A 19,065-nucleotide genomic window follows, 5' to 3' on the forward strand; every position below is an offset into this window, starting at 1 on the left:
CCCGGGCCCTGGGAAGGGTCGCAAGGGGGTGGGAGACCTCCGGGCGGGATCACCTCGCCCCGGGGAGCACGTGCTCGCAACGAGGCACACGGCAAGTCCAGCGGACCGCACACCACGCCGCTGCACCACTGCAAGACGCCGTGACCGGTGAACCCGGTCCCCCGACGCGACCCGAAAGGAGCCCACTTGACCTGCCCGCCAACGGAAGCCGCAGGTGCATTGCCCGGGCGAACTCCGCGGACTCTAGCTGCCGGAGCCGAAGTCGAACTCGCCGTCCTTGGCCCCGGCGAGGAAGGCCGCCCACTCGGCGCGGGTGTAGACGATCACCGAGCTCTCGGGGTTATGGGAGTGACGAACCGCCACCCGACCCGAGCCATCCGCCAGGGGCCCGACCTCTACGCACTGCCCGCCGTTGTCGGCGCTGCGAGTGCTGGTGCGCCAGGAGATTCCAGCTAACTCTGAAGTTGAGAGCTGATCCGGTCGACCTTACGAGCGGACCCGCTTCCGTCCCATGACCCGAACTGGCGGCGACTCAGCCGATGAGGTCGCGCCAGAAGTCGGCCGACCGGTTGATCGCGTCCGCATAGTCGGCGTTGTCGGTCTTCTCTCCCGCGATGAACGCGAGGAGATCCGTCCCGTAGACGATGATGTCGGTCTGGTACATCGACAGGACCGGACGCCCCCACGTGCCGCGGCCCGCGGGCAGGCACCGGTGGCCGCAGACCGGGACCATGCGCGGTACATCGGCGAGTTGTGATGCCGCCAGTGCCAGCGCCTCGCTCATCGCGGTCGGCCGCGGGCCCCAGCCGTCGTACCAGAACTCGTTCGACTCGACGTCGAAGAGCACGCCTTCGACCGGCCATCCGAGCATGTCCCGAATGGTCTCTGGATCGTCTGAGCGCCAGTCGATCCACCAGGTCCGTCCAGGGTGTCCGCGTTCGGCGGGGGTGTCGAGCGGCAGTCCGGCGGCGAGGAAGGCGCGGTGGTCGTCGCTGAATTCGAAGCCGTACTCGTGCTCGATGCGCTCGAACTCGGCGTCGGTGAGTCCCGGGGCGATCGGGCGGTTGCCGCTGCGGGCGAGCACGTCCGCCGCTGCGATGCCGAGGTCGGCGCCGGTCGGACGGTCGTTCGGGTTCATCGGGCCAATGTACACGGGCCGCGCCGGGAGAGGGCCGGTCGAAGGCCCGGGGGCCGGCTGCCGCGTCGGCCCCCGGGCCGGGTCACCAGGTCACGGGGAGTTCGTAGACGCCGTAGACGGCGGCGTCGTGTTTGAAGGGGAGTTCCCTCAGGTCGCCGGCGAGGGCGAGGGTGGGGATGCGTTTGTACAAGGTGCTGTAGACGACCTGGAGTTCGACGCGGGCGAGGGACTGGCCGAGGCACTGGTGGACGCCGAAGCCGAAGGCGATGTGGCGGCGGGCGTCGCGGGTGAGGTCGAGGCGGTCGGGGTCGGGGAAGAGGCGCGGGTCGCGGTTGGCGATGTCGCCGGGGAGGATGACGCCCTCGCCGGCCTTGACGGGCTGCCCGCCGATCTCGATGTCCTCCAGGACGGCCCGGCGGCGGCCGTTGTGCGTGATGTGCAGGTACCGCAGCAGTTCCTCGACGGCCTTGGCGACCACGACCGGGTTGTCGCTGTCGCGCAGGAGCGCCAGCTGGTCGGGGTTCTCGAAGAGCGCCAACGTGCCCAGCGCGATCATGTTCGCGGTGGTCTCGTGCCCGGCGATGAGCAGCAGCACGCCGATCTGCGCGGCCTCCGCACGCGTGAGGTCCCCGGCCTGGATGCGCCCGACGAGTCCCGACAGCAGGTCGTCGCCCGGGGCCTTCATCTTCTGCCCCACCAGGTCGTCGAGGTACACGGTCAGGTTCCGCATCCCGGCCGTGCGCTCCTCCGGCGCCACATCGAGGTTGACGATGACCTTGCTGTTCTCCTGGAAGAAGTCGTGGTCGGCGTACGGGACGCCGAGCAGTTCGCTGATCACGAGCGACGGCACGGGCAGCGCGAACGCCTCCACGAGGTCGGTCGGGTTGGGCCCGGCGAGCATCGCGTCGATCGCGTCGTCGACGATCTTCTGGATCGCGGGCCGCCGCGCCTCGGAGCGCTTGATCGCGAACGGCGCGGTCACCATGCGGCGCAGGCGCGCGTGCTCGGGGTCGTCCATGAGGATGAACCCGATCTTCGGCCGCTGCTCCTGCGGCTCGTCGCCGTCGCCCTCGTAGTCCTTGGCGACGGCCGGGTTCGGGTAGCCGGGGCTCGCGGTGTCGGAGCTGACGCGCGGGTCCGACAGGACCGCGCGCTGGTCGTCGTAGCCGGTGACGAGCCACGGCGTCTGGCCGTCGGCCAAGCGCACCTTGGTGATCGGCCCCTCCTCCTGGAGGGTCTTGAGCTCGGGCGGCGGGTCGAACGGGCACTTCACGGCCCGCTCCATCGGATAGGCCGGGATCTCCTGGTCGGTCATCGCGCGTTCCTTTCGGTTCGGGTGTTCAAGTCGCGGTACCGGTTCCGTAAAGGCGCAGTCGGGGCGCAGCACCGCGACGCTCAAGGGCGTTCTGAGATCCGGGGGCGCGGGGACGCTACGCGAACGACTCCACAAGAGACTGACGGTGCTGCCGGGCCTGCTTCGGCATGGACCAGCCGACGACGCCGGTGATCCGGCCTTCGGTCCGGTACGCGGCGACGAAGCGGCGCGCGGCCGGGTCGCCTTCGAGGACGTCGAGTTCGCCGTCGACCGAAGGCAGGCCGTAGACCTGGATCTTCGCGTCGAACTGGTCGGTCCAGAAGTACGGCACCGGCTTGTACGGCAGGTCGGCGCCGAGGATGTTCGCGGCCACCGCGGCCGCCTGCTCGGTGGCGTTCGTGCGGTTCTCCAGGCGCAGGTCGCGCCCGAGCCCCGCGTGGTGCCAGCGCGCGACGTCGCCGACCGCCCAGATGCCCTCGGCGGCAAGGCAGTTCGCGTCGCACACGATGCCGTTGTCGATCCGCAGGCCCGAGCCGGTGAGCCACTCGGTGACCGGGATCGACCCGATCGACACGACGACCGCGTCAGCGGTGAGCACGTCTCCGCTGTCGAGGCGCACGCCCGTCACGCGCCCGTCGCGCTCCTCCAGGCCCGCGACGCCGACGCCGGGCCGGAGCCTGACGCCGCGCTCGGTGTGCATCTCTGCGAGGTGCTTCGCGACGCCGGGGCCGAGCTGGAGCTCCATCGGCGCGGCCTGCGGCCCCACGAGGGTCACGTCCGGTCCGAGCCCGGTGGCGGTGGCGGCGATCTCGGCGCCGAGGACGCCGTCACCGACGACCACGAGCCGCTTCGCCTGCGCGAGTTCGCCTTTGAGCCGCAGCGCGTCCTCGATGGTGCGCAGCACGTGCACGCCGCCGAGCCCGGCGGCGCCCGGGAGCGTCCGCGCCCGGATGCCCGTGGCGATGACGATCGCGTCGGCCCCCAGCACCCGGCCGTTCTCGGTCGTGACGGCCCGGTTCCCCACGTCAAGGCCGGTGGCGGCCTCGCCGAGCGCGAACTCGGCGTCCAGTGAGGACAGCATCGCGTCGGGCCGCAGCCGCGCCCGCGCGGGCTCCCAGGCCCCGGAGAGGACCTGCTTGGACAGCGGCGGCCGGTCGTACGGCAGGTGCGGTTCGGCGCCGAGGAGCGTCAGGCGTCCGTCGAATCCCTTGCGGCGCAGTGCCTCGGCGGTGGCGAGCCCCGCCGCGGAGGCGCCCACGACGAGGACGCTCGCCGTCACGCGCCCTCGCTGACGTCGATGGCGAGCGCGGGGCACACGCTCGCGGCCTCGCGCACGGCCTCGTGGTGCTCGGCGGCGGGCGCGGGTTCGAGGAGGATCACGATCCCGTCCTCGTCGCGCTGGTCGAACACGTCCGGCGCGACGAGCACGCACGAGCCCGCGCCGCAGCACTTGTCTTCGTCCACGGTCACTTTCATGGCGGGTAACTCCCTGAGTTCGGTGACTTCGGCCCCGTACAGGCCGACGATGGCGTCGACCAGGCCGAGGCCTGCTTCATGCCAGGTGTCCCTGGCGGTGGTCTTCCCGGCCGCGAGCGAGGCTTCGCGCACGGCCGGGACGAGCACGGCGAGCTGCCTGACCATGGCGTTGCGCTCGTCGCGGATCTCGGGCGGCAGGTCGGACAGGCACACGTCGAGCCCGTCGCTGACGCGCCGCAGGGCGGGCGACTGCATCGCCTCGTCGGCGATCTCGTCGCGCACGGCCGGGTCGGTGAGGACCTGGGCGGCGAACCGCGCGAACCAGGTCGGGTCGCCGAGCGAGCCGAGGTGGTCCATGGTCGGCATGACGAAGCACTCGACCCAGTCGCGGAGCCCCGGCTCGGGTCCGATGTGCGCGAGGCGCTCCTCGCGCGCTTCCTCTATGTGCGCCATGTGCTTGCGGATGATGGCGCGCACGAGGTCGGCCTTGGTCCCGAAGTGGTAGCCGACGGCGGTGTTGTTGCCCTGCCCGGCCGCTTCGGAGATCTGGCGGTTGGAGACGGCCGCGACGCCGTGCTCGGCGAAGAGGCGCTCGGCTGCGGTGATGATCGCCTCGCGGGTCGCGGCGACCCGCGAGGCCCTGGTGCTGGTGCTCATGTCCGCCACCGTACGGGGACGGCGGCCATGCCGCCGACCAGGAGTCCTTCCACCCGCTGGAGGTCCCCGGGCGCGACGGCCAGTTCGAGCGACGGCAGGCGCCGCAGGAGCACTTCCAGCGCGACTTGGAGCTCGGTGCGCGCGAGCGCCTGCCCGAGGCACGAGTGCGCTCCGGCGCCGAACGCCAAGTGGGGGTTGGGGGTGCGGGCGAGGTCCATCGCGTGGGCGTCGTCGAACGCGGCCTCGTCGCGGTTGGCGGCGGCCATGGAGCAGACGACGGTGGTGCCCGGCTCGATCACGGACCCGCCGACCTCGAACTCCCGGTCGATGTAGCGGACCATGCCGAACCCGGCGTTGACGTCCATGCGCAGGGACTCCTCGACGGCGGACCTGATGAGCTTCGGGTCGGCGAGGAGCGCCTCCCAGCGGGTGCGGTCGGCGAGGAGCATCGCGGCCATCTTGGCGATCATGTTCGCGGTGGTCTCGTGCCCGGCGACGAGGAGCCCCTGGCCGGTGGCGATGATCTCGGCGTCGCTCATGTCGGAGTCGGTGACGAGCTCGGAGAGGAGGTCGTCGCCGGGCTCCGCGCGCTTCGCGGCGACGTGCCCGGCGAGGTAGACGTGGAACGCGGTCTGCGCGGCGACGATCTCGTCCTGGGTGTACCTGGTCATGCTCAGGAGCGTGTCGGACCAGTACGAGAACTTGTCGCGGTCGTCCTCGGGGACGCCGAGGATCTCGCAGATCACCCACACCGGCAGCGGGAACCCGAAGGCGGCCTTGAGGTCCGCGGTGTCGCCCTGCGCGGTCATCTCGTCGACGAGCCGGTCGGCCATGGCGGTGATGCCGGGGCGGAGGGCGGCCATGCGCTTGGCGGTGAACCACTTGTTGAGGGTGCGGCGCCACTTGAGGTGGGCCTCGCCGTGCTGCGGGAGGACCGAGGCCATCTGGGAGTCGAGGACGCCGCCGGACTCCTCGCCGACGCGGGCACTGTCGCCGTCGGCGGAGGTGCGGGTGAAGCGCGGGTCGGCGAGGGTGGCCTTGACGTCCTCGTACCGGGTGAGGAGCGTCGCCGGGTCGCCCGAGGCGAACGTCACATGCGCGACGGGGCACTTGCCCCTGAGCTCGGCCCACTCGGCCGGCGGGTCGAGCACGGCGTCGTTGGGGATCGGGTACTGGAGGGCGGTGCGCTCGGACATGGGGCCTCCTGGCAGATCGACGGCAGTGCGATTTGCCCACTATTCAACCCCGCGGAGTACAGTAAGTCAAGCAGTTGACTTAAAATATTTCGGGTCACATGCACTACCAGGATGGAAACCACCACTGATGACTCAGAACACCGCCGAGCTGGACGGAACGCCCGTGCGCCCGAACCGCATCATCGCGGTCCTCGCCATCTCCGGGATCGTCGTCTCGCTCATGCAGACCTTCGTGATCCCGCTCCTGCCCGAACTGCCGGAACTCCTCGGCGCCTCCGTCGGCGACACCTCGTGGGCCGTCACCGCGACCCTCCTCGCCTCCGCCGTCGCCGTCCCGGTCGTCGGCCGCCTCGGCGACATGTTCGGCAAGCGCCGCATGCTCCTCATCAGCCTCGTCCTGCTCACCGCGGGCTCGGTCGTCGCCGCGCTCAGCACGAACCTCGCCGCGTTCATCACCGGCCGCGCGGTCCAGGGCCTCGCCGCAGGCGTGATCCCCTTGGGCATCAGCATCATGCGCGACGAACTCCCGAAGGCGAGACTCGCCGGAGCCATGGCCCTCATGAGCGCCTCCCTCGGCATCGGCGGCGCCCTCGGTCTCCCCGCCGCCGCGCTCCTCGCCGACCACGCCGACTGGCACGTCCTCTTCTGGGTCGCCTCCGGCGCCGGGCTCCTGTGCCTGCTCCTCGTCGCCGCCACCGTCCCCGAATCCGGCGTCAAGTCCGGCGGCCGCTTCGACCCCGTCGGCGCGATCGGCCTCTCCGCGGGCCTCCTCGCCCTGCTCCTCGCCGTCTCCAAAGGCGCCGACTGGGGCTGGACCGACCCGCTCACCCTCGGCCTCGGCATCGGCGCCGTCGTCGTCCTCCTCGCCTGGGGCGCATGGGAACTGCGCACCCCGCAGCCGCTCGTCGACCTGCGCACCACCGCCCGCCGCCAAGTCCTGCTCACCGACCTCGCCTCAGTCGTCTTCGGCTTCGCGATGCTCGCCATGTCGCTGGTCCTGCCCCAGCTCCTCCAGATCCCCGAGGCCACCGGCGTCGGATTCGGACAGTCGATGCTCACCGTCGGCCTCGTCATGATGCCCTCCGGCCTGGTCATGATGGCCATGTCACCGGTCTCCGCGCGCATCACGAACGCCAAGGGCCCCAAGACGACCCTCATGGCCGGCGCCGTCGTCGTCGCCCTCGCCTACGGCCTCGGCGCGTTCCTCATGGCCGAGATCTGGCAGCTCGTCCTCGTCGCCACCCTCATGGGCGCCGGCATGGGACTCGCCTACGGCGCCATGCCCGCCCTCATCATGGACGCCACGCCCGTCCACGAGACCGCCGCCGCCAACAGCCTGAACACCCTCATGCGGTCCATCGGCACCTCGGTCTCCAGCGCCATCGCCGGCGTCGTCCTCGCCCACGTCACCGTCGACTTCGCGGGCACCGCCGTCCCCTCCCGGGACGCCTTCCAGATCATCTTCCTCATCGCCGCGGGCGCCTCGCTCGCCGCGCTCGCCATCGCCGCGTTCCTGCCGAAGCGCGCCGCCGAACCCGAAGCGGCAGAACCGGAACTGGCCCGCGTAGCGGCATGACGCGTCGAACCCTCCGGCCCGGATCACATATCCTATATCCTATAGGATATGTGATCCGGCTAGAACCAGCTGCCGAAGTACGGACCGTCCCCCGACTCCTGCCGAGCGGTGAAGGGTGAGCACTCCTCCCGGGCCCGCCGCAGTTCGCGGCAACCGCCCAAGGCGAGCCGGACCCGCGCCATGCGTGACCGAATCCCCTTGAGGCCCTTCACGACCGGACCCCCGTCAGGACGCGGGCCGGGGTCGGCACCGGTTCGACCACGGGAACCGGAGCCACCGGGGCCGCCGTCCGAATCGAGTTCGCCACCAGGAACCACAGCAGCGACGACAGGACCACCAGCAGCACCCGCTGCGGAATCCCCCGCCAGTCCCCGCCGTCGAGGACCCCCGGCAGGAATGTGTTCACCGTCGTCGTCAGGAACGTCAGCGCCGCCAGCACCGTCGCCCACCACGTCCCGTGCCGCACCCACGCGGGCGCATCGGCGCCCCGCATCCGCGCCGCGCAGATCCCCGCCACCACCGTCAGCAGCACGAACGCCGCCCCGGCCGAATACCGGTGGATCTGCGCCCACCACGTCAGCCCCGACTCCGGCGTCCCCGTGCGGAACACCGCCGCGCACACCAGCATCACCGCCGTCGCCCCCAGCAGGAACTTCACGAACCCCTCCCGCGCCAGCCCCACCCCGCGCATCGCCAGGATGAAGCAGGTCGCGGCCAGCGCGATCACCGAAGCGGGGAACAGAAGAACGCCGGGCCAGGTCACGGCATACGCCGACACCGGCGTGGAGACGGCATCCACGTCATGGGACTGCGTCAAGTGCATCACCGCGAAGCCCGCCTGGGAGGCGGCGATCCCCGACATGGCGGTCACCTCGGCTGCGCGCGTTCGGAAGAAGTCTCGGTTCATGCGCCGAACGGTAGGTTCCGGGAAGTCCCCTTCCCTCAAGCCGAGGCGTGGAATCCCCCCTCATACCCAGGGGTGAGACGCCCCCGCCGGGCCCGTACCCCGGAGTGAGGGCGCGCAGGTCCCCGGCGGCATACCGTTGGGCACGTGACCGCCGAGACCGCACCGAACGAGCCCGCGCAGCACCCGCATCCCGTCCGCCGGGTCATCAGCTACCTGGTGCCCGTCGCGCCCCTCGGCGACGGCGACTGGCGCTGGCGCTTCACCTCCACGCTCGCCCTCGTCGGCCCCGGCTCGGTCCCCTTCGCGCTCATGATGTTCGCCATCCAGAACGGCCTCATGGCCACCAACTACGGCATCGCCGTGGGCGCGCCCATCACCATCGCCACCGGCGCCGCGATCATCCTCGCGCGGTTCCGGCCCGTCGAGGCGTGGCTGCTGGTCATGGCCTCCCTCGTCGCGACCGCCCTCTGGACGGTGACCACGAAGTGGGAGCCGTGGCCGCTGACCGTCCCCAGCCTGTTCGCCCTCATGACCGTGCTGTTCGCGCTCGGCCGCGACCGCCGCGCCTGGGCGGGCGTCCTGTGCTGGCTGGGGTACGCGGCCGTGGGCGCCGCCGCGGTCTGGGGCGTCAGCTCGCACCGCTTGTCCCCCATGCCGCAGCCGGTCCTCGACGCGAACCCGAACCCGGCCTCCGACAACCTCACGCTCGGCCTCCTCCTCGGCGCGTTCGCGTTCCTCGTCGGCCTGACGGTGCGCATCTGGCGCCAGGGCCGCACCCGCGTCGCCGAGAAGGAACGCGTCGCCGAGGGCGAGCGCCAGCGCCGCCGCCTCCTGGAGGAGCGCGCCCGCATCGCCCGGGAGCTGCACGACATCGTCGCCCACCACATGTCGGTCGTCGCCGTCCAGTCCTCCACGGCGGAGTACCGCCTCGCCGGCCTCGACGAAGACGCGAAGGCGGAGTTCCGCTCGATCAGCGACCAGGCCCGCGAGGCGCTCGCAGAGATGCGGCGGCTCCTGGGCGTGCTGCGCAGCGAGGACGACGCGGGCACGAGGGAGCCGCAGCCGGGCCCGGAGGCGCTGCACGGCCTGGCCGAGGCGGTCACGAGGACCGGCACACCCGTGGATCTGGAGGTCGGCGACCTCCCCGACGACCTCCCGGAAACGCTGGCGCTCACGGTGTTCCGAGTGGTCCAAGAAGCCCTGAGCAACGTGATGCGCCACGCGCCGGGCGCACACGTACATGCCTCCGTCACCTCCGAGAACGGGACACTGGACGTTACGGTGGTGAACGGCCCGCCGCCCGGCGGCCCCGGCCCGACGGGCCGCGACGGCTCGGGCCTGGGCCTGGTCGGCATGCGCGAGCGCGTCGCCCTCGACGGCGGCGATCTCGTGGCGGAGCCGACGTCCGAAGGCGGCTTCCGCGTCCGCGCGGTCCTGCCGATCCGTCCGACCGCAGAGGAGTCCGCGTGACGATCAAGGTGCTCATCGCCGACGACCAGGCCATGGTCCGCGCCGGCTTCGCCGCGCTCCTGAACGCGCAGGAGGACATCGACGTCGTCGGCGACGCCCCCGACGGCGTCGCGGCGGTCACCGAGACGACCCGCCTGCGCCCCGACGTGGTCCTCATGGACGTGCGCATGCCGACGATGGACGGCCTTGAGGCGGCGAAGCGCATCCTGTCGGCGCCGCCGGAGCGCCGCCCGCGCGTGCTCATGCTCACGACCTTCGACATCGACGACTACGTCTACGAAGCGCTCCGCATGGGCGCCAGCGGCTTCCTCCTCAAGGACGCCCCGCCCGGCGACCTCATCGCCGCGGTCCGCGTCGTCGCCGACGGCGACGCCCTCCTGGCCCCTTCGGTCACCCGCCGCCTCATCGAGGAGTGCTTCAAGGCCCGCCCGGCCCTCCGCCGCTCCTCCCGCCTCGACTCCCTCACCCCTCGCGAAGAGGAGGTCCTGCGCCTCATCGCCCGCGGCCTCTCCAACCCCGAGATCGCCGCCGCCCTCTTCGTCTCCGAGCAGACCGTCAAGACCCACGTCGGCAAGATCTTCGCCAAACTCGAACTCCGCGACCGCGCCCAGGCCGTCATCTGCGCCTACGAAACGGGCCTCGTCACCGCGGGCGACCCCCGCGAGCAGTAGGAACACCCCTTCTCAGGAAACTTCGACCCGCCTATTGGAATGGATCATTCCGCTCTGCTATACTTGGAACAACTCATTCCGTTCCAGAGTTTTCGAGGAGTCCCCATGCGCATCCTGATCACCGGCGCCACCGGCACCGTCGGCCGCAACGTCGTCGAGCAGCTCATCGCCGCCGACCCGACCGCCGAGCTCCGCGCGCTCACCCGCAACCCCGAGGCCGCCGTCCCCGCCGGCGTCGAGCTCGCCGTGGGCGACCTGGCCGCGCCCGAGACCCTCGCCGACGCCTTCAAGGGCGTCGACGCCGTCCACTTCATCAACTTCGCGGGCGAGCAGTACGGCGCGATCCCCGACCCGGCCGCCGTCGTCGCCCTCGCCGAAGAGGCGGGCGTGCGCCGCGCCACCGTCCTGGGCGGCATGGCCGACGGCCCGCTCGAAACCCTCCTGGCCGCCAGCGCGATCGAGACGACCTTCCTCCACCCGGTCGAGTTCATGTCGAACGCCCTCATGTGGTGGGCTGCGCCCATCAAGGCCGAGAGCCGCATCCGCGAGCCCTTCGGCGACCGCCTCAGCGCGATGGTCCACCCCGCCGACATCGGCGCGGTCGCCGCGCGGGTCCTGCTCGACGGCGGGCAGGACGGCGCGGAGCTCGTTATCACCGGCCCCGAGGTCCTCACGATGCAGGACAAGGTCCGCGCCCTCGGCGAGGCGATCGGCCGCGAGGTCGAGTACGTGGAGCTCACCGTGGAAGAGGCGAAGGAGAAGTGGCGCGGCGAGGGCTTCCACGAGGGCCTGATCGCGTTCCTTCTTGAGGCCCTTGGGAACACGCCGCCGGAGGGGAAGACCGTCGCCGACACGGTCGAGCGGGTCACCGGCCGCCCGGCCCGCACGTTCGCGCAGTGGGCGGCCGAGCACGCCGACGCGTTCAAGTAGCGCCCCAGCGGAAAGGGGCGGCGTTCCGGTCGGAACGCCGCCCCTTTTGGTGTAAATCTGTGAAATCACAGCCCAGTTCGCATTTCTGAAACTGAAGACCACTTAGCCCGATATTCACTGAATTATTTCTATCTTTAGTTTTGCGCGGTTTACCTCTAATCTCCATGTATGGCATGGCTCACCCATCACCTCGGGTGAGACCGCAACCAGCGGTCGCACCCGGCCCTGCCATGGCGGTCGCCAACCCCGTCGGCCGTCGATGCCCTCACCCGAAAGGCATGCATCACATGAATCGCCAACGCGCACTTGCGGTCACGGCCGCCGGCGCCGTAGTCACCGCGCTCTCGCTCGCCGCGGGCGCCGCACCCGCCTCGGCCGAGATCCTCGACGCCAAGGCCGCGGACGCCCGCGCCGACCTCCTCGGGAACGTCTCCCCCGCCCTCATCGACGAGCTCTCGGACACCTTCGGGCTCACCGAGTCCGAGGCCTATGACCGCCTCGCCGTCGAGGCCGTCGCGTCCGAGCTCCTCACCGAGGTCCCCGACTCGCTCGACGCCTCCTACGGCGGCCTGTGGGTCGCCGAGGGCGCCGACGAGATCCTCGTCGCGACCACCGACCGCGCCGAGTTCAACGAGGTCCGCGCCGAAGGGGCCACCCCGGTCCTCGTCGAGCACGCCCTCGCCGACCTCGAAGCGGCCGGATCCAGCCTCGACGCCCTCGCGCTCGACGGCCTGTACGGCCACTACATCGACGTGGAGCGCAACACGCTCGTGGTCGAGGCGGCCGACGAGGCCGTCGCGGCCGAGGCCGTGGACGCCGCGGGCATCGACCCGTCGCTCGTCTCGGTGACGGCCGCCGAGGCGCCCGAGCTGTACTTCGTGCGCGGCGGCGACTCGTACATCATCGAGAACTCGTGGCGCTGCTCGGTGGGCTTCTCGGTCCGCCAGGGCTCGACGCCCGGCTTCGTGACCGCGGGCCACTGCGGCTCCGCCGGCGACCAGGTGACCAGCGGCGAGGCCGCCCCGGGCACCTTCCGCAACTCGGTGTTCCCGGGCTCCGACCGCGCCTGGGTCGCGGTCGGCTCCAGCGAGCCGCTGTACGACGAGGTCAACATGTACTCGGGCTCGCGCGACGTCGCGAACGCCAACCAGGCGGCCGTCGGCTCCTCGATCTGCCGCTCCGGCTCGACCACGGGTTGGCACTGCGGCACGGTCGGGGCGTTCAACCAGACCGTCAACTACGCCGAGGGCACCGTCACCGGCCTGACCCGCACCAACGTGTGCGCCGAGCCCGGCGACTCCGGCGGCTCGTTCATCACCGGCAACTCCGCCCAGGGCATGACCTCCGGCGGCTCCGGCAACTGCTCCTCCGGCGGCACGACCTACTTCCAGCCGATCGGCCCGGCCCTCTCCGCGTGGGGCCTGACGCTCGTCACGACGTAGGACCGATGCCAGGGTCCGGCCGGATCGACAACGGCCGGGCCCGACCTTCTTGAGCCGCGACGGCTCGGACTCCGGAGCCCCGGTCGCCACCCCAGGCCGGGGCTTCGCCGTGTCCCCTAACCGCTCAACCGCGCCCCCTTTCCCGCCTCAGGCGGTGTCGAACCCCCGGACCTCGGTCTTCCACCGCGCCTCGGCCCCGACCCACGACGCCGCCCGGTCCACCGCCGCATGCAGGTGCTCCCGGTCGGCCCGCGCGTCGTCCCACTGCGCCGCCTCGACGACGAGGTCACCGTTGCTGCGGCGCAAGGCGACCCGCCCCGGCAGGTCGCTGCCGACGAACACCGGCAGGCAGTAGTACCCGAACGTGCGCTGCGGCTCGGGCACGTAGATCTCGATCTTCCAGCCGTGGCCCCACAGCCGCTCCATGCGCTCGCGCAGCCACACGAGCTGGTCGAACATCGACACCGCGACGGCCCGCTCGGCTCCGGTGGTGCGGGTGCGCCGCACCTGCGGGTCGATCCACGCGCGGCCCTTCCACCCCTCCACCGCGACCTGCTCGACCTCCAGTTCGCGCAGCACCCGCTCGGTGTCGGCGATCTTGAGCCGGAAGTAGTCCGCGACGTCCTTCGTCGTGCCCACGCCGAGGTTCCGCAGCGCCGTGGACACCATGTACCGCAGGCACTCCGCGTCGTCGGCGTCCCACAGGTGCTCGGCGGGGATCGCCCGCTCGGCCAGCTGGTAGACCCGCTTGAAGCCGATCCGGTGCGTGCACGCGACGTCCCCGAACCACAGCAGCCGCTCCACGGCGTGCTTGTGGTCGGTCCTGAAGTTCCACGAGTCGCCCATGTTCCCGGTGCCCCGGTCGCGGTGCATCGCGCCGGAAGGGAAGTCCGACACGGTGATCGCGCCGCGCTCGCGCAGCAGCGCCAGCACCTCGGCCTCGGCTTCCGCGAGCGAGTCGTCGGCGTACCGCTCGCGCCATGCGCTGCGCCGCCGCGCCAGGTACGGCCAGGCCGACACCGGCAGCAGCGACATCGCGTGCGCCCAGTACTCGAACGCCACCGGCGACTTGCGCCGGTCCAGGCTCCGCACCGCCTCATCGACGTCGAGGTCCCGCGCGAGCAGCGTCAGCTCGTGCGCGCGCCGCACCGCGGAGATCGTGTCGAGCTGAATGCACCCGAGCCGCTCCAGCACCGTCTTGAAGCGCGCGGCCTTCGGCCGCAACTGCGCGGCGATCGCGATCCGCCGCGCATCCGCCAGCCGCAACGACTCAGGCACGTCACCAGTCCTCTCCACGAGCCACACCGATCGCCCCCGACCGTACCGCCGGGGTCCGACAATCCGTCAGCCCCGGTTCGGCGCCGTCCCGACCGTCCCCGTCTCCGCGCGCGGATCCGCCGCGCCCGCAACACGTCCCGCCTCGTCGATTTCGATGAGGTGCGCGTGCCCGAACCCGCTCCCGGCCGCCGCCGGGGCGACCGCGAACCCGCGTTCGCTCAGGCCCGCGCCCCACGCCTCGGGGCTCCCGTCCTCCAGCTCCACGTCCGTCTCGTACACGCCGGTCCACGTCCCGAACCCGGTCTCCCCCGGGTGCAGCCGCCACCGCGGCGCCGCCACCGCCGCCTCGACGGACTCGCCGCCGTGCAGGACCCGCGCGATCAGCTGCGACACGATCTGCGGCTGCGAGTCCCCGCCCATCGACCCGGCCACGAGCCGCAGCGACCCGTCGGCCCGCGTCACGAGCGCCGGCACGAGCGTGTGCGGCGGGCGCTTCCCCGGCCCGTACTCGGCCGGGTGCCCCGGCTCCAGGTTGAACCCGGTCCCGCGGTTCTGGAGGCCGATCCCGGTGCGCGGCTCGAACAGCCACGTCCCGAACCCGGCCGCATTCGACTGGATGTACGAGACGCCCATGCCGTTCCCGTCGAGCACCGCCATATAAGTAGTGCCGCCCGCGGCCTGGTGCACCGGCACCTCGGCCTTCGCGTCGGCGCTGATCCTCCCGGCCCGCTCCCCGGCCGCGGCCAGCAGGTCGGCGACGTCGGCACCGTCGAACAGCCGCTCCGGCCGGTCGTACCCGGCCTGCCGCGCGGCCTCGACCAGGTAGTGCGCCCACAGCGGGTCGCCCGCGTCCACCGGCAGGTCCAGCCTGTTGGCGATCGCCAGCGCGAGCAGCAGCAGGTACCCCTGCGAGTTCGGCGCCGCGGACCAGATTCGGTGCCCGAACGCCTCCACGCTCAGCGGCTCCTCCCACTGCGCCTGCACCGCGGCGAGGTCCGCCTCCGTGAACAGGCCCTTCCCGATCTCCACGAGCCCCTGCCCGAAGTCCCCCAGGTAGAACCCGTCGCGCCCGCCCTCGGCGGCCGCGCGCAGCGCCGCGGCGGTCCGCTCCCGCGTCACCGTCGCCCCGGCCTCAAGCCCCACGAGGTCCTCGGCGCCCTCGACGCCGTCCAGGAGCGTCCCGGCCTTCGCGAGCATCGCCGTCGCGGGCCAGCCCTGCGACGCCAGCTCGATCGCGGGCGCCAGCAGCTCCGCCATCGGCCGCGACCCGTACCGCCCGTGCAGCGCGAACCACCCGTCCACGCAGCCCGGCACGGTCGCCGACCGCAGGTCGTTCCGGAACGGCATCGCCCGGTGCCCCTCGGCCCGCAGCCCCTCGGCGTCGGCACCCGACCCCGCACGCCCCGACGCGTTCAGATACGCGGGAACGTCCTCGCCGGGCACATGGACCAGTGCGAACAGGTCCCCGCCCAGCCCGCACAGGTGCGGGGCCACGATCGTCAGCGCCGCACCGGCGGCGATCGCGGCGTCGACGGCGTTGCCGCCGTTCGCGAGCACGTCGGCGCCGATCCGGCTGACGTGCGGATCGACGGAACAGACCACACCCTGGTCGACCACGGGTGACTCCTTTGCGCAACCGCCGGCCATCGCCGAACGGGGGGACGGATTCGCGCCGGACCGCAGGTCCGGCATGGCGGAAAGCCTACCTTGCCGCGCGGCTAGTGACGAGCGCCCCGATCGGGGCGCCCACCCCGCCGCGGCATGCGCGCATCGATCCCACTCGATAAGATCGGGGAGGCGGATCGCAATGGCGTCCATGGAGACACGGTTCCCAGCATTCGGACCGCGTGCCGGTGCTCACGACGGGTGTTTTTGTCCGTCGGCGGACCTAGCATAGAGGTGGACCGCGTCCACCTGTACGCCCAAGTCTCTTGTACGGTGGAGTTTCCGCGGTGGGGACGAGAGGAAAGATCGGAACTGGTCATGGAAGAGCCGATACAACCAGCTGATTCAGCCGGACCGATCTCGTCTACGGTGCACCGCTGGCGGCGCCTCGCAGTGCGGCACGACCTTGAGTGGAGCGAGCTCCTGCTCATCGCCCTCAACCTGTACGGCCTGCGCGGCAACAACAGCGAAGGCATGCGCCTGCGGCTGAACTCCGAGGACGAGGAGTTCATGCTCGTCCTCCCGGCCGACCGCGCGACCTCGCCGTTCAGCCTCCGCGCCCACGTCGACCCGTCCTCGCCCCAGCACGGCCTGAGCGAGCTCTGCGTCGACGGCACCCCGGTCGCCGAGATCATCGAGGCCGAACCGGGAGAAGAGGTCCGCGGATACCTCCGCGCCGACGGCACCGCCGCCACCCTCCTCCTCCAGGCCGACGTCGAGTCCGCCGAACTGGTCAAGTGCTACCGCGACCTCCTGGAGGCCCTCGCCTCCGACCTCGCCGACGACGGCGAGCAGCACCTCTTCGACGAGGTCACCCTCTCCGCGAGCGGCGCCCGCGACGAGCAGCTGATCGTCGAGCACCTCCTCGCGGTCCGCGAGGCCATGACCGCCGAAGGGCTCCCCGAGTCCACGACGCTCGGCGTCCTGACCCCGGCCCTGCGCAGCAAGGCCGCGTTCAACGAGCTCGCCGAGAAAGTGGGGCCCGTCCTCCTGTTCCTCACGACCGAGACGTACAAGGACGACAGCGCCGAACTCGCCGCCGAACCGATCGTCCCCGAGGACGCCGCGGCCGCCGACCCCGTCATGCCGGTCGCCAGCCGCCAGTCCGAGCGCCTCTCCGAGATCCTCTCGGCGGCAAGGGAAGCCGGCCACCGCACCTCGTTCACCTACACGGTGGGCAGCGAACCGCTCGACGAGATGCGCGCCTGGCTCCTCCCCCTCGCCGAGCAGACCACGATGTGGCCGTCGCTGACGATCCTCCCCGCGGAGAGTCCCGTCGACGACTCCCAGCACATCGCGGCCCCCGACGAGCGCCTCGACTTCTTCCTGGAGGCCCGCCGCCTCCTCGAACAGATCTTCGCGCCGACCCAGCTGCGCCCCCAGCCGTGGCGCTGCTACCGCGGCCTCTGGTACCGCCAGCACGCCGGCGAGCACATCGAAGGCCCGTACGTCTGAGCCGAGGCCGGCTCGCAAACGCACAGAACGAATTCCAAACGGGACTCATGGATACTTCGCGTTAACTCCGCGAAGACATCTCTGGTTACGACTCCGCACTACCGTCCTTCCGACACGGTGAGGACAAGGAGAGACAGTAGTGCGGTTCCCGACTGTGTCCGTTGTGATACCTGTGCACAACGCCATGCCGTATCTGGAGAAGACCATCGACTCGGTGCTGTCCCAGACCATCGGCACCGACCGGATCGAGATCATCGCCGTCGACGACGGCTCCACCGACGGCAGCGGCGACTTCCTCGACAAGCTCGCCCACCACCACGGCGACCTCATCACGGTCGTCCACCAGGCCGCCTCCGGCGGGCCCGGTCACCCGAGGAACGTCGCCCTCGACTACTTCGCCACCGGCGAGTACGTCTTCTTCCTCGATGCCGACGACCATCTCGGACCCGAAGCCCTCGAACGCCTCGTCGCATCGGCCCGCCGCAACGGGTCGGACGTGGTCCTCGGCAAGGTCGTCGGCGTCGACCGCTCCGCGCCCCAGTCGATGTTCCGCCGCAACGAGGACGCCGCCGACCTCTACACGTCCCGCATCTACTGGTCCATCGCCGCCTGGAAACTCTTCCGCACCGACCACCTCCGCCGGCATGGCATCCGCTTTCCCGTGGGCGTCAAACGCGCCGAGGACCAGCCGTTCACATTCCACGCCTACCTCCGCGCCCGCAACATCTCCATCGTCGCCGACTACGACTGCCTGTACCTCGTCCGCCGCGACGACGGAGGCAACGTCACCTCAGCGACCGGAGAGGACTTCTTGCAGCGCACCGCGATCCTCTGGGAAATGCTCGTCCACATGGTCGAGCTCCTCCACGAGCACGTCCCGCCCGGCCCCGGCCGCGACCACCTCATGTACCGCCACTGGGAGACCGAAGGCATCTCGCTCCTGCGCTTCATCGCCATGATCGACGACCCCGAAGCCCGCACCGAATGGTGGCAGCGCACCACCGAGCTTCTCCACCGCCACCTCACCGCCGGTTCCCTCGCCAAACTCCACCCCCACAACCAGCCGATCCTCTTGGCCGCGGCCGCAACCGAGTTCACTGAGATCGAAGGCCACTACCGAGGCGCCGCCGACCACGGCCGCGTCAAGGAACTCACCGTCATCGACGGCGCCCTCCACGAGCGCTACCTGGCCATCGCCGACCGCGGTGCCCCCACGACCTTCCTCCTGGACAAGCCCTCACGCATGTCCACCACCGTCACCGGCATCGCCCGCCGCAACGGCCGTCTCCACATCAGCGGCACCACCGGATTCGCGCGCCACCGGGTCCTGGGTCTGCATCCCCGCATGGTCGCCATCGCCCGCGAGACCGGAGCCACCCTGACCAAACCCGCCGAGTACGACCCCGATACCCAGCACTTCAACATCGAGATCGACCCCATCGAGGACTTCCACGATCTCGCCCAGGGCGACGTGTTCGACCTCTACGTGGAGTTCGAACTTCCCGGCCAGACCCTCCAACAGGCCCTACGAGTCCCGAACCCCGCAGAACTCTCCCGCCGGCGAACGATGTTGACCCGCTATCGGCTCCGCACCAGCGTGAGCGTTCACCAGTACCTCACCAACCCCCGCAAGCGAGTCGCCCTCGAAGTCCACAAGACCAAGAGCACCCACAACCTCGTCCGGCACGTCAAACGCGCCATCCGACGCAGGCTCCACCGGCCGACTTGATCGCCGAGAACCGTTTCCGGGCATGCAGAAGGGCCCGACACTAGGTGTCGGGCCCTTCTATTCGTTTCATGTTTGGCGGTGTCCTGCTCTCCCACACCCCCTCGGGTGCAGTACCATCGGCGCTGGAAGCCGTAACGACCGGGTTCGGAATGGGACCGGG

16 protein-coding genes and 1 rRNA gene are annotated in these 19,065 nt (G+C 71.1%); 7 read left to right on the forward strand and 10 right to left on the reverse strand.

What is annotated here, in order from left to right:
- Positions 1-243: 243 nt before the first annotated feature.
- From B0I28_RS24300 to B0I28_RS24325, 6 genes are all read right to left on the reverse strand, one after another.
- Entirely contained in the window at positions 244-447 is a 204-nt protein-coding gene (locus B0I28_RS24300; protein WP_106366447.1) for a DUF397 domain-containing protein, read from the reverse strand.
- Between the two features lie 85 nt (positions 448-532).
- Positions 533-1,138 carry a hypothetical protein gene (locus B0I28_RS24305; RefSeq protein ID WP_106366448.1) on the reverse strand — a complete coding sequence of 202 codons (606 nt, stop codon included), beginning with the start codon at positions 1,136-1,138 and terminating at the stop codon, positions 533-535.
- A gap of 82 nt (positions 1,139-1,220) precedes the next feature.
- On the reverse strand, positions 1,221-2,453 hold the full coding sequence (locus B0I28_RS24310; RefSeq protein ID WP_106366449.1) for a cytochrome P450: 1,233 nt from the start codon (positions 2,451-2,453) through the stop codon (positions 1,221-1,223).
- 115 nt (positions 2,454-2,568) lie between these two features.
- On the reverse strand, positions 2,569-3,732 hold the full coding sequence (locus tag B0I28_RS24315) for an NAD(P)/FAD-dependent oxidoreductase (RefSeq protein WP_106366450.1): 1,164 nt from the start codon (positions 3,730-3,732) through the stop codon (positions 2,569-2,571).
- Complete coding sequence (locus B0I28_RS24320; protein WP_146148227.1) at positions 3,729-4,586, reverse strand: 4Fe-4S domain-containing protein; 858 nt, start codon at positions 4,584-4,586, stop codon at positions 3,729-3,731. The genes B0I28_RS24315 and B0I28_RS24320 overlap by 4 nt, the downstream gene beginning before the upstream one ends.
- The gene (locus tag B0I28_RS24325) at positions 4,583-5,782 is read right to left on the reverse strand and encodes a cytochrome P450 (protein WP_106366452.1); all 1,200 of its coding nucleotides are present in this window, start codon (positions 5,780-5,782) and stop codon (positions 4,583-4,585) included. Before B0I28_RS24325 ends, B0I28_RS24320 begins: the two co-directional genes overlap by 4 nt.
- 127 nt (positions 5,783-5,909) lie before the next feature.
- On the opposite strand from B0I28_RS24325, the gene B0I28_RS24330 reads away from it, so the two are divergent.
- Positions 5,910-7,358 carry an MFS transporter gene (locus tag B0I28_RS24330; protein ID WP_106366453.1) on the forward strand — a complete coding sequence of 483 codons (1,449 nt, stop codon included), beginning with the start codon at positions 5,910-5,912 and terminating at the stop codon, positions 7,356-7,358.
- Between the two features lie 208 nt (positions 7,359-7,566).
- On the opposite strand, the gene B0I28_RS24335 is transcribed toward B0I28_RS24330, so the two are convergent.
- Positions 7,567-8,265, reverse strand: coding sequence for a DUF998 domain-containing protein (locus B0I28_RS24335; protein ID WP_106366454.1), 699 nt, complete (start codon positions 8,263-8,265; stop codon positions 7,567-7,569).
- Between the two features lie 144 nt (positions 8,266-8,409).
- Here B0I28_RS24335 and B0I28_RS24340 point away from each other — a divergent pair, with 144 nt between their 5' ends.
- The 4 genes from B0I28_RS24340 to B0I28_RS24355 all read left to right on the forward strand — a co-directional run bounded on the left by B0I28_RS24340 (position 8,410) and on the right by B0I28_RS24355 (position 12,778).
- Positions 8,410-9,735, forward strand: coding sequence for a sensor histidine kinase (locus B0I28_RS24340; RefSeq protein WP_106366455.1), 1,326 nt, complete (start codon positions 8,410-8,412; stop codon positions 9,733-9,735).
- Positions 9,732-10,406: a response regulator gene (locus B0I28_RS24345; RefSeq protein ID WP_106366456.1), complete on the forward strand. Its 675-nt coding sequence runs from the start codon at positions 9,732-9,734 to the stop codon at positions 10,404-10,406. Before B0I28_RS24340 ends, B0I28_RS24345 begins: the two co-directional genes overlap by 4 nt.
- Positions 10,407-10,511: 105 nt before the next feature.
- Positions 10,512-11,336, forward strand: coding sequence for an NmrA family NAD(P)-binding protein (locus B0I28_RS24350; protein WP_106366457.1), 825 nt, complete (start codon positions 10,512-10,514; stop codon positions 11,334-11,336).
- A 287-nt stretch (positions 11,337-11,623) separates the two neighbouring features.
- Positions 11,624-12,778, forward strand: coding sequence for a S1 family peptidase (locus B0I28_RS24355; protein WP_106366458.1), 1,155 nt, complete (start codon positions 11,624-11,626; stop codon positions 12,776-12,778).
- A 147-nt stretch (positions 12,779-12,925) separates the two neighbouring features.
- Here the strand turns inward: B0I28_RS24355 and B0I28_RS24360 are convergent, their stop codons facing one another.
- Positions 12,926-14,056 carry a DNA glycosylase AlkZ-like family protein gene (locus B0I28_RS24360; protein ID WP_181245943.1) on the reverse strand — a complete coding sequence of 377 codons (1,131 nt, stop codon included), beginning with the start codon at positions 14,054-14,056 and terminating at the stop codon, positions 12,926-12,928.
- 66 nt (positions 14,057-14,122) lie between these two features.
- Complete coding sequence (locus B0I28_RS24365) at positions 14,123-15,673, reverse strand: gamma-glutamyltransferase family protein (RefSeq protein WP_219926968.1); 1,551 nt, start codon at positions 15,671-15,673, stop codon at positions 14,123-14,125.
- 441 nt (positions 15,674-16,114) lie between these two features.
- Here B0I28_RS24365 and B0I28_RS24370 point away from each other — a divergent pair, with 441 nt between their 5' ends.
- Positions 16,115-17,176 (forward strand): hypothetical protein, encoded by a 1,062-nt coding sequence (locus B0I28_RS24370; RefSeq protein ID WP_146148229.1) that lies wholly within the window; start codon positions 16,115-16,117, stop codon positions 17,174-17,176.
- Between the two features lie 154 nt (positions 17,177-17,330).
- The gene (locus B0I28_RS24375; protein WP_425433454.1) at positions 17,331-18,905 is read left to right on the forward strand and encodes a glycosyltransferase; all 1,575 of its coding nucleotides are present in this window, start codon (positions 17,331-17,333) and stop codon (positions 18,903-18,905) included.
- A gap of 70 nt (positions 18,906-18,975) precedes the next feature.
- On the opposite strand, the gene rrf is transcribed toward B0I28_RS24375, so the two are convergent.
- Positions 18,976-19,065 (reverse strand): 5S ribosomal RNA (rrf, locus tag B0I28_RS28695); the annotation flags it as partial.

This window comes from Glycomyces artemisiae, assembly GCF_003002955.1.
Taxonomy (GTDB): domain Bacteria; phylum Actinomycetota; class Actinomycetes; order Mycobacteriales; family Micromonosporaceae; genus Glycomyces; species Glycomyces artemisiae.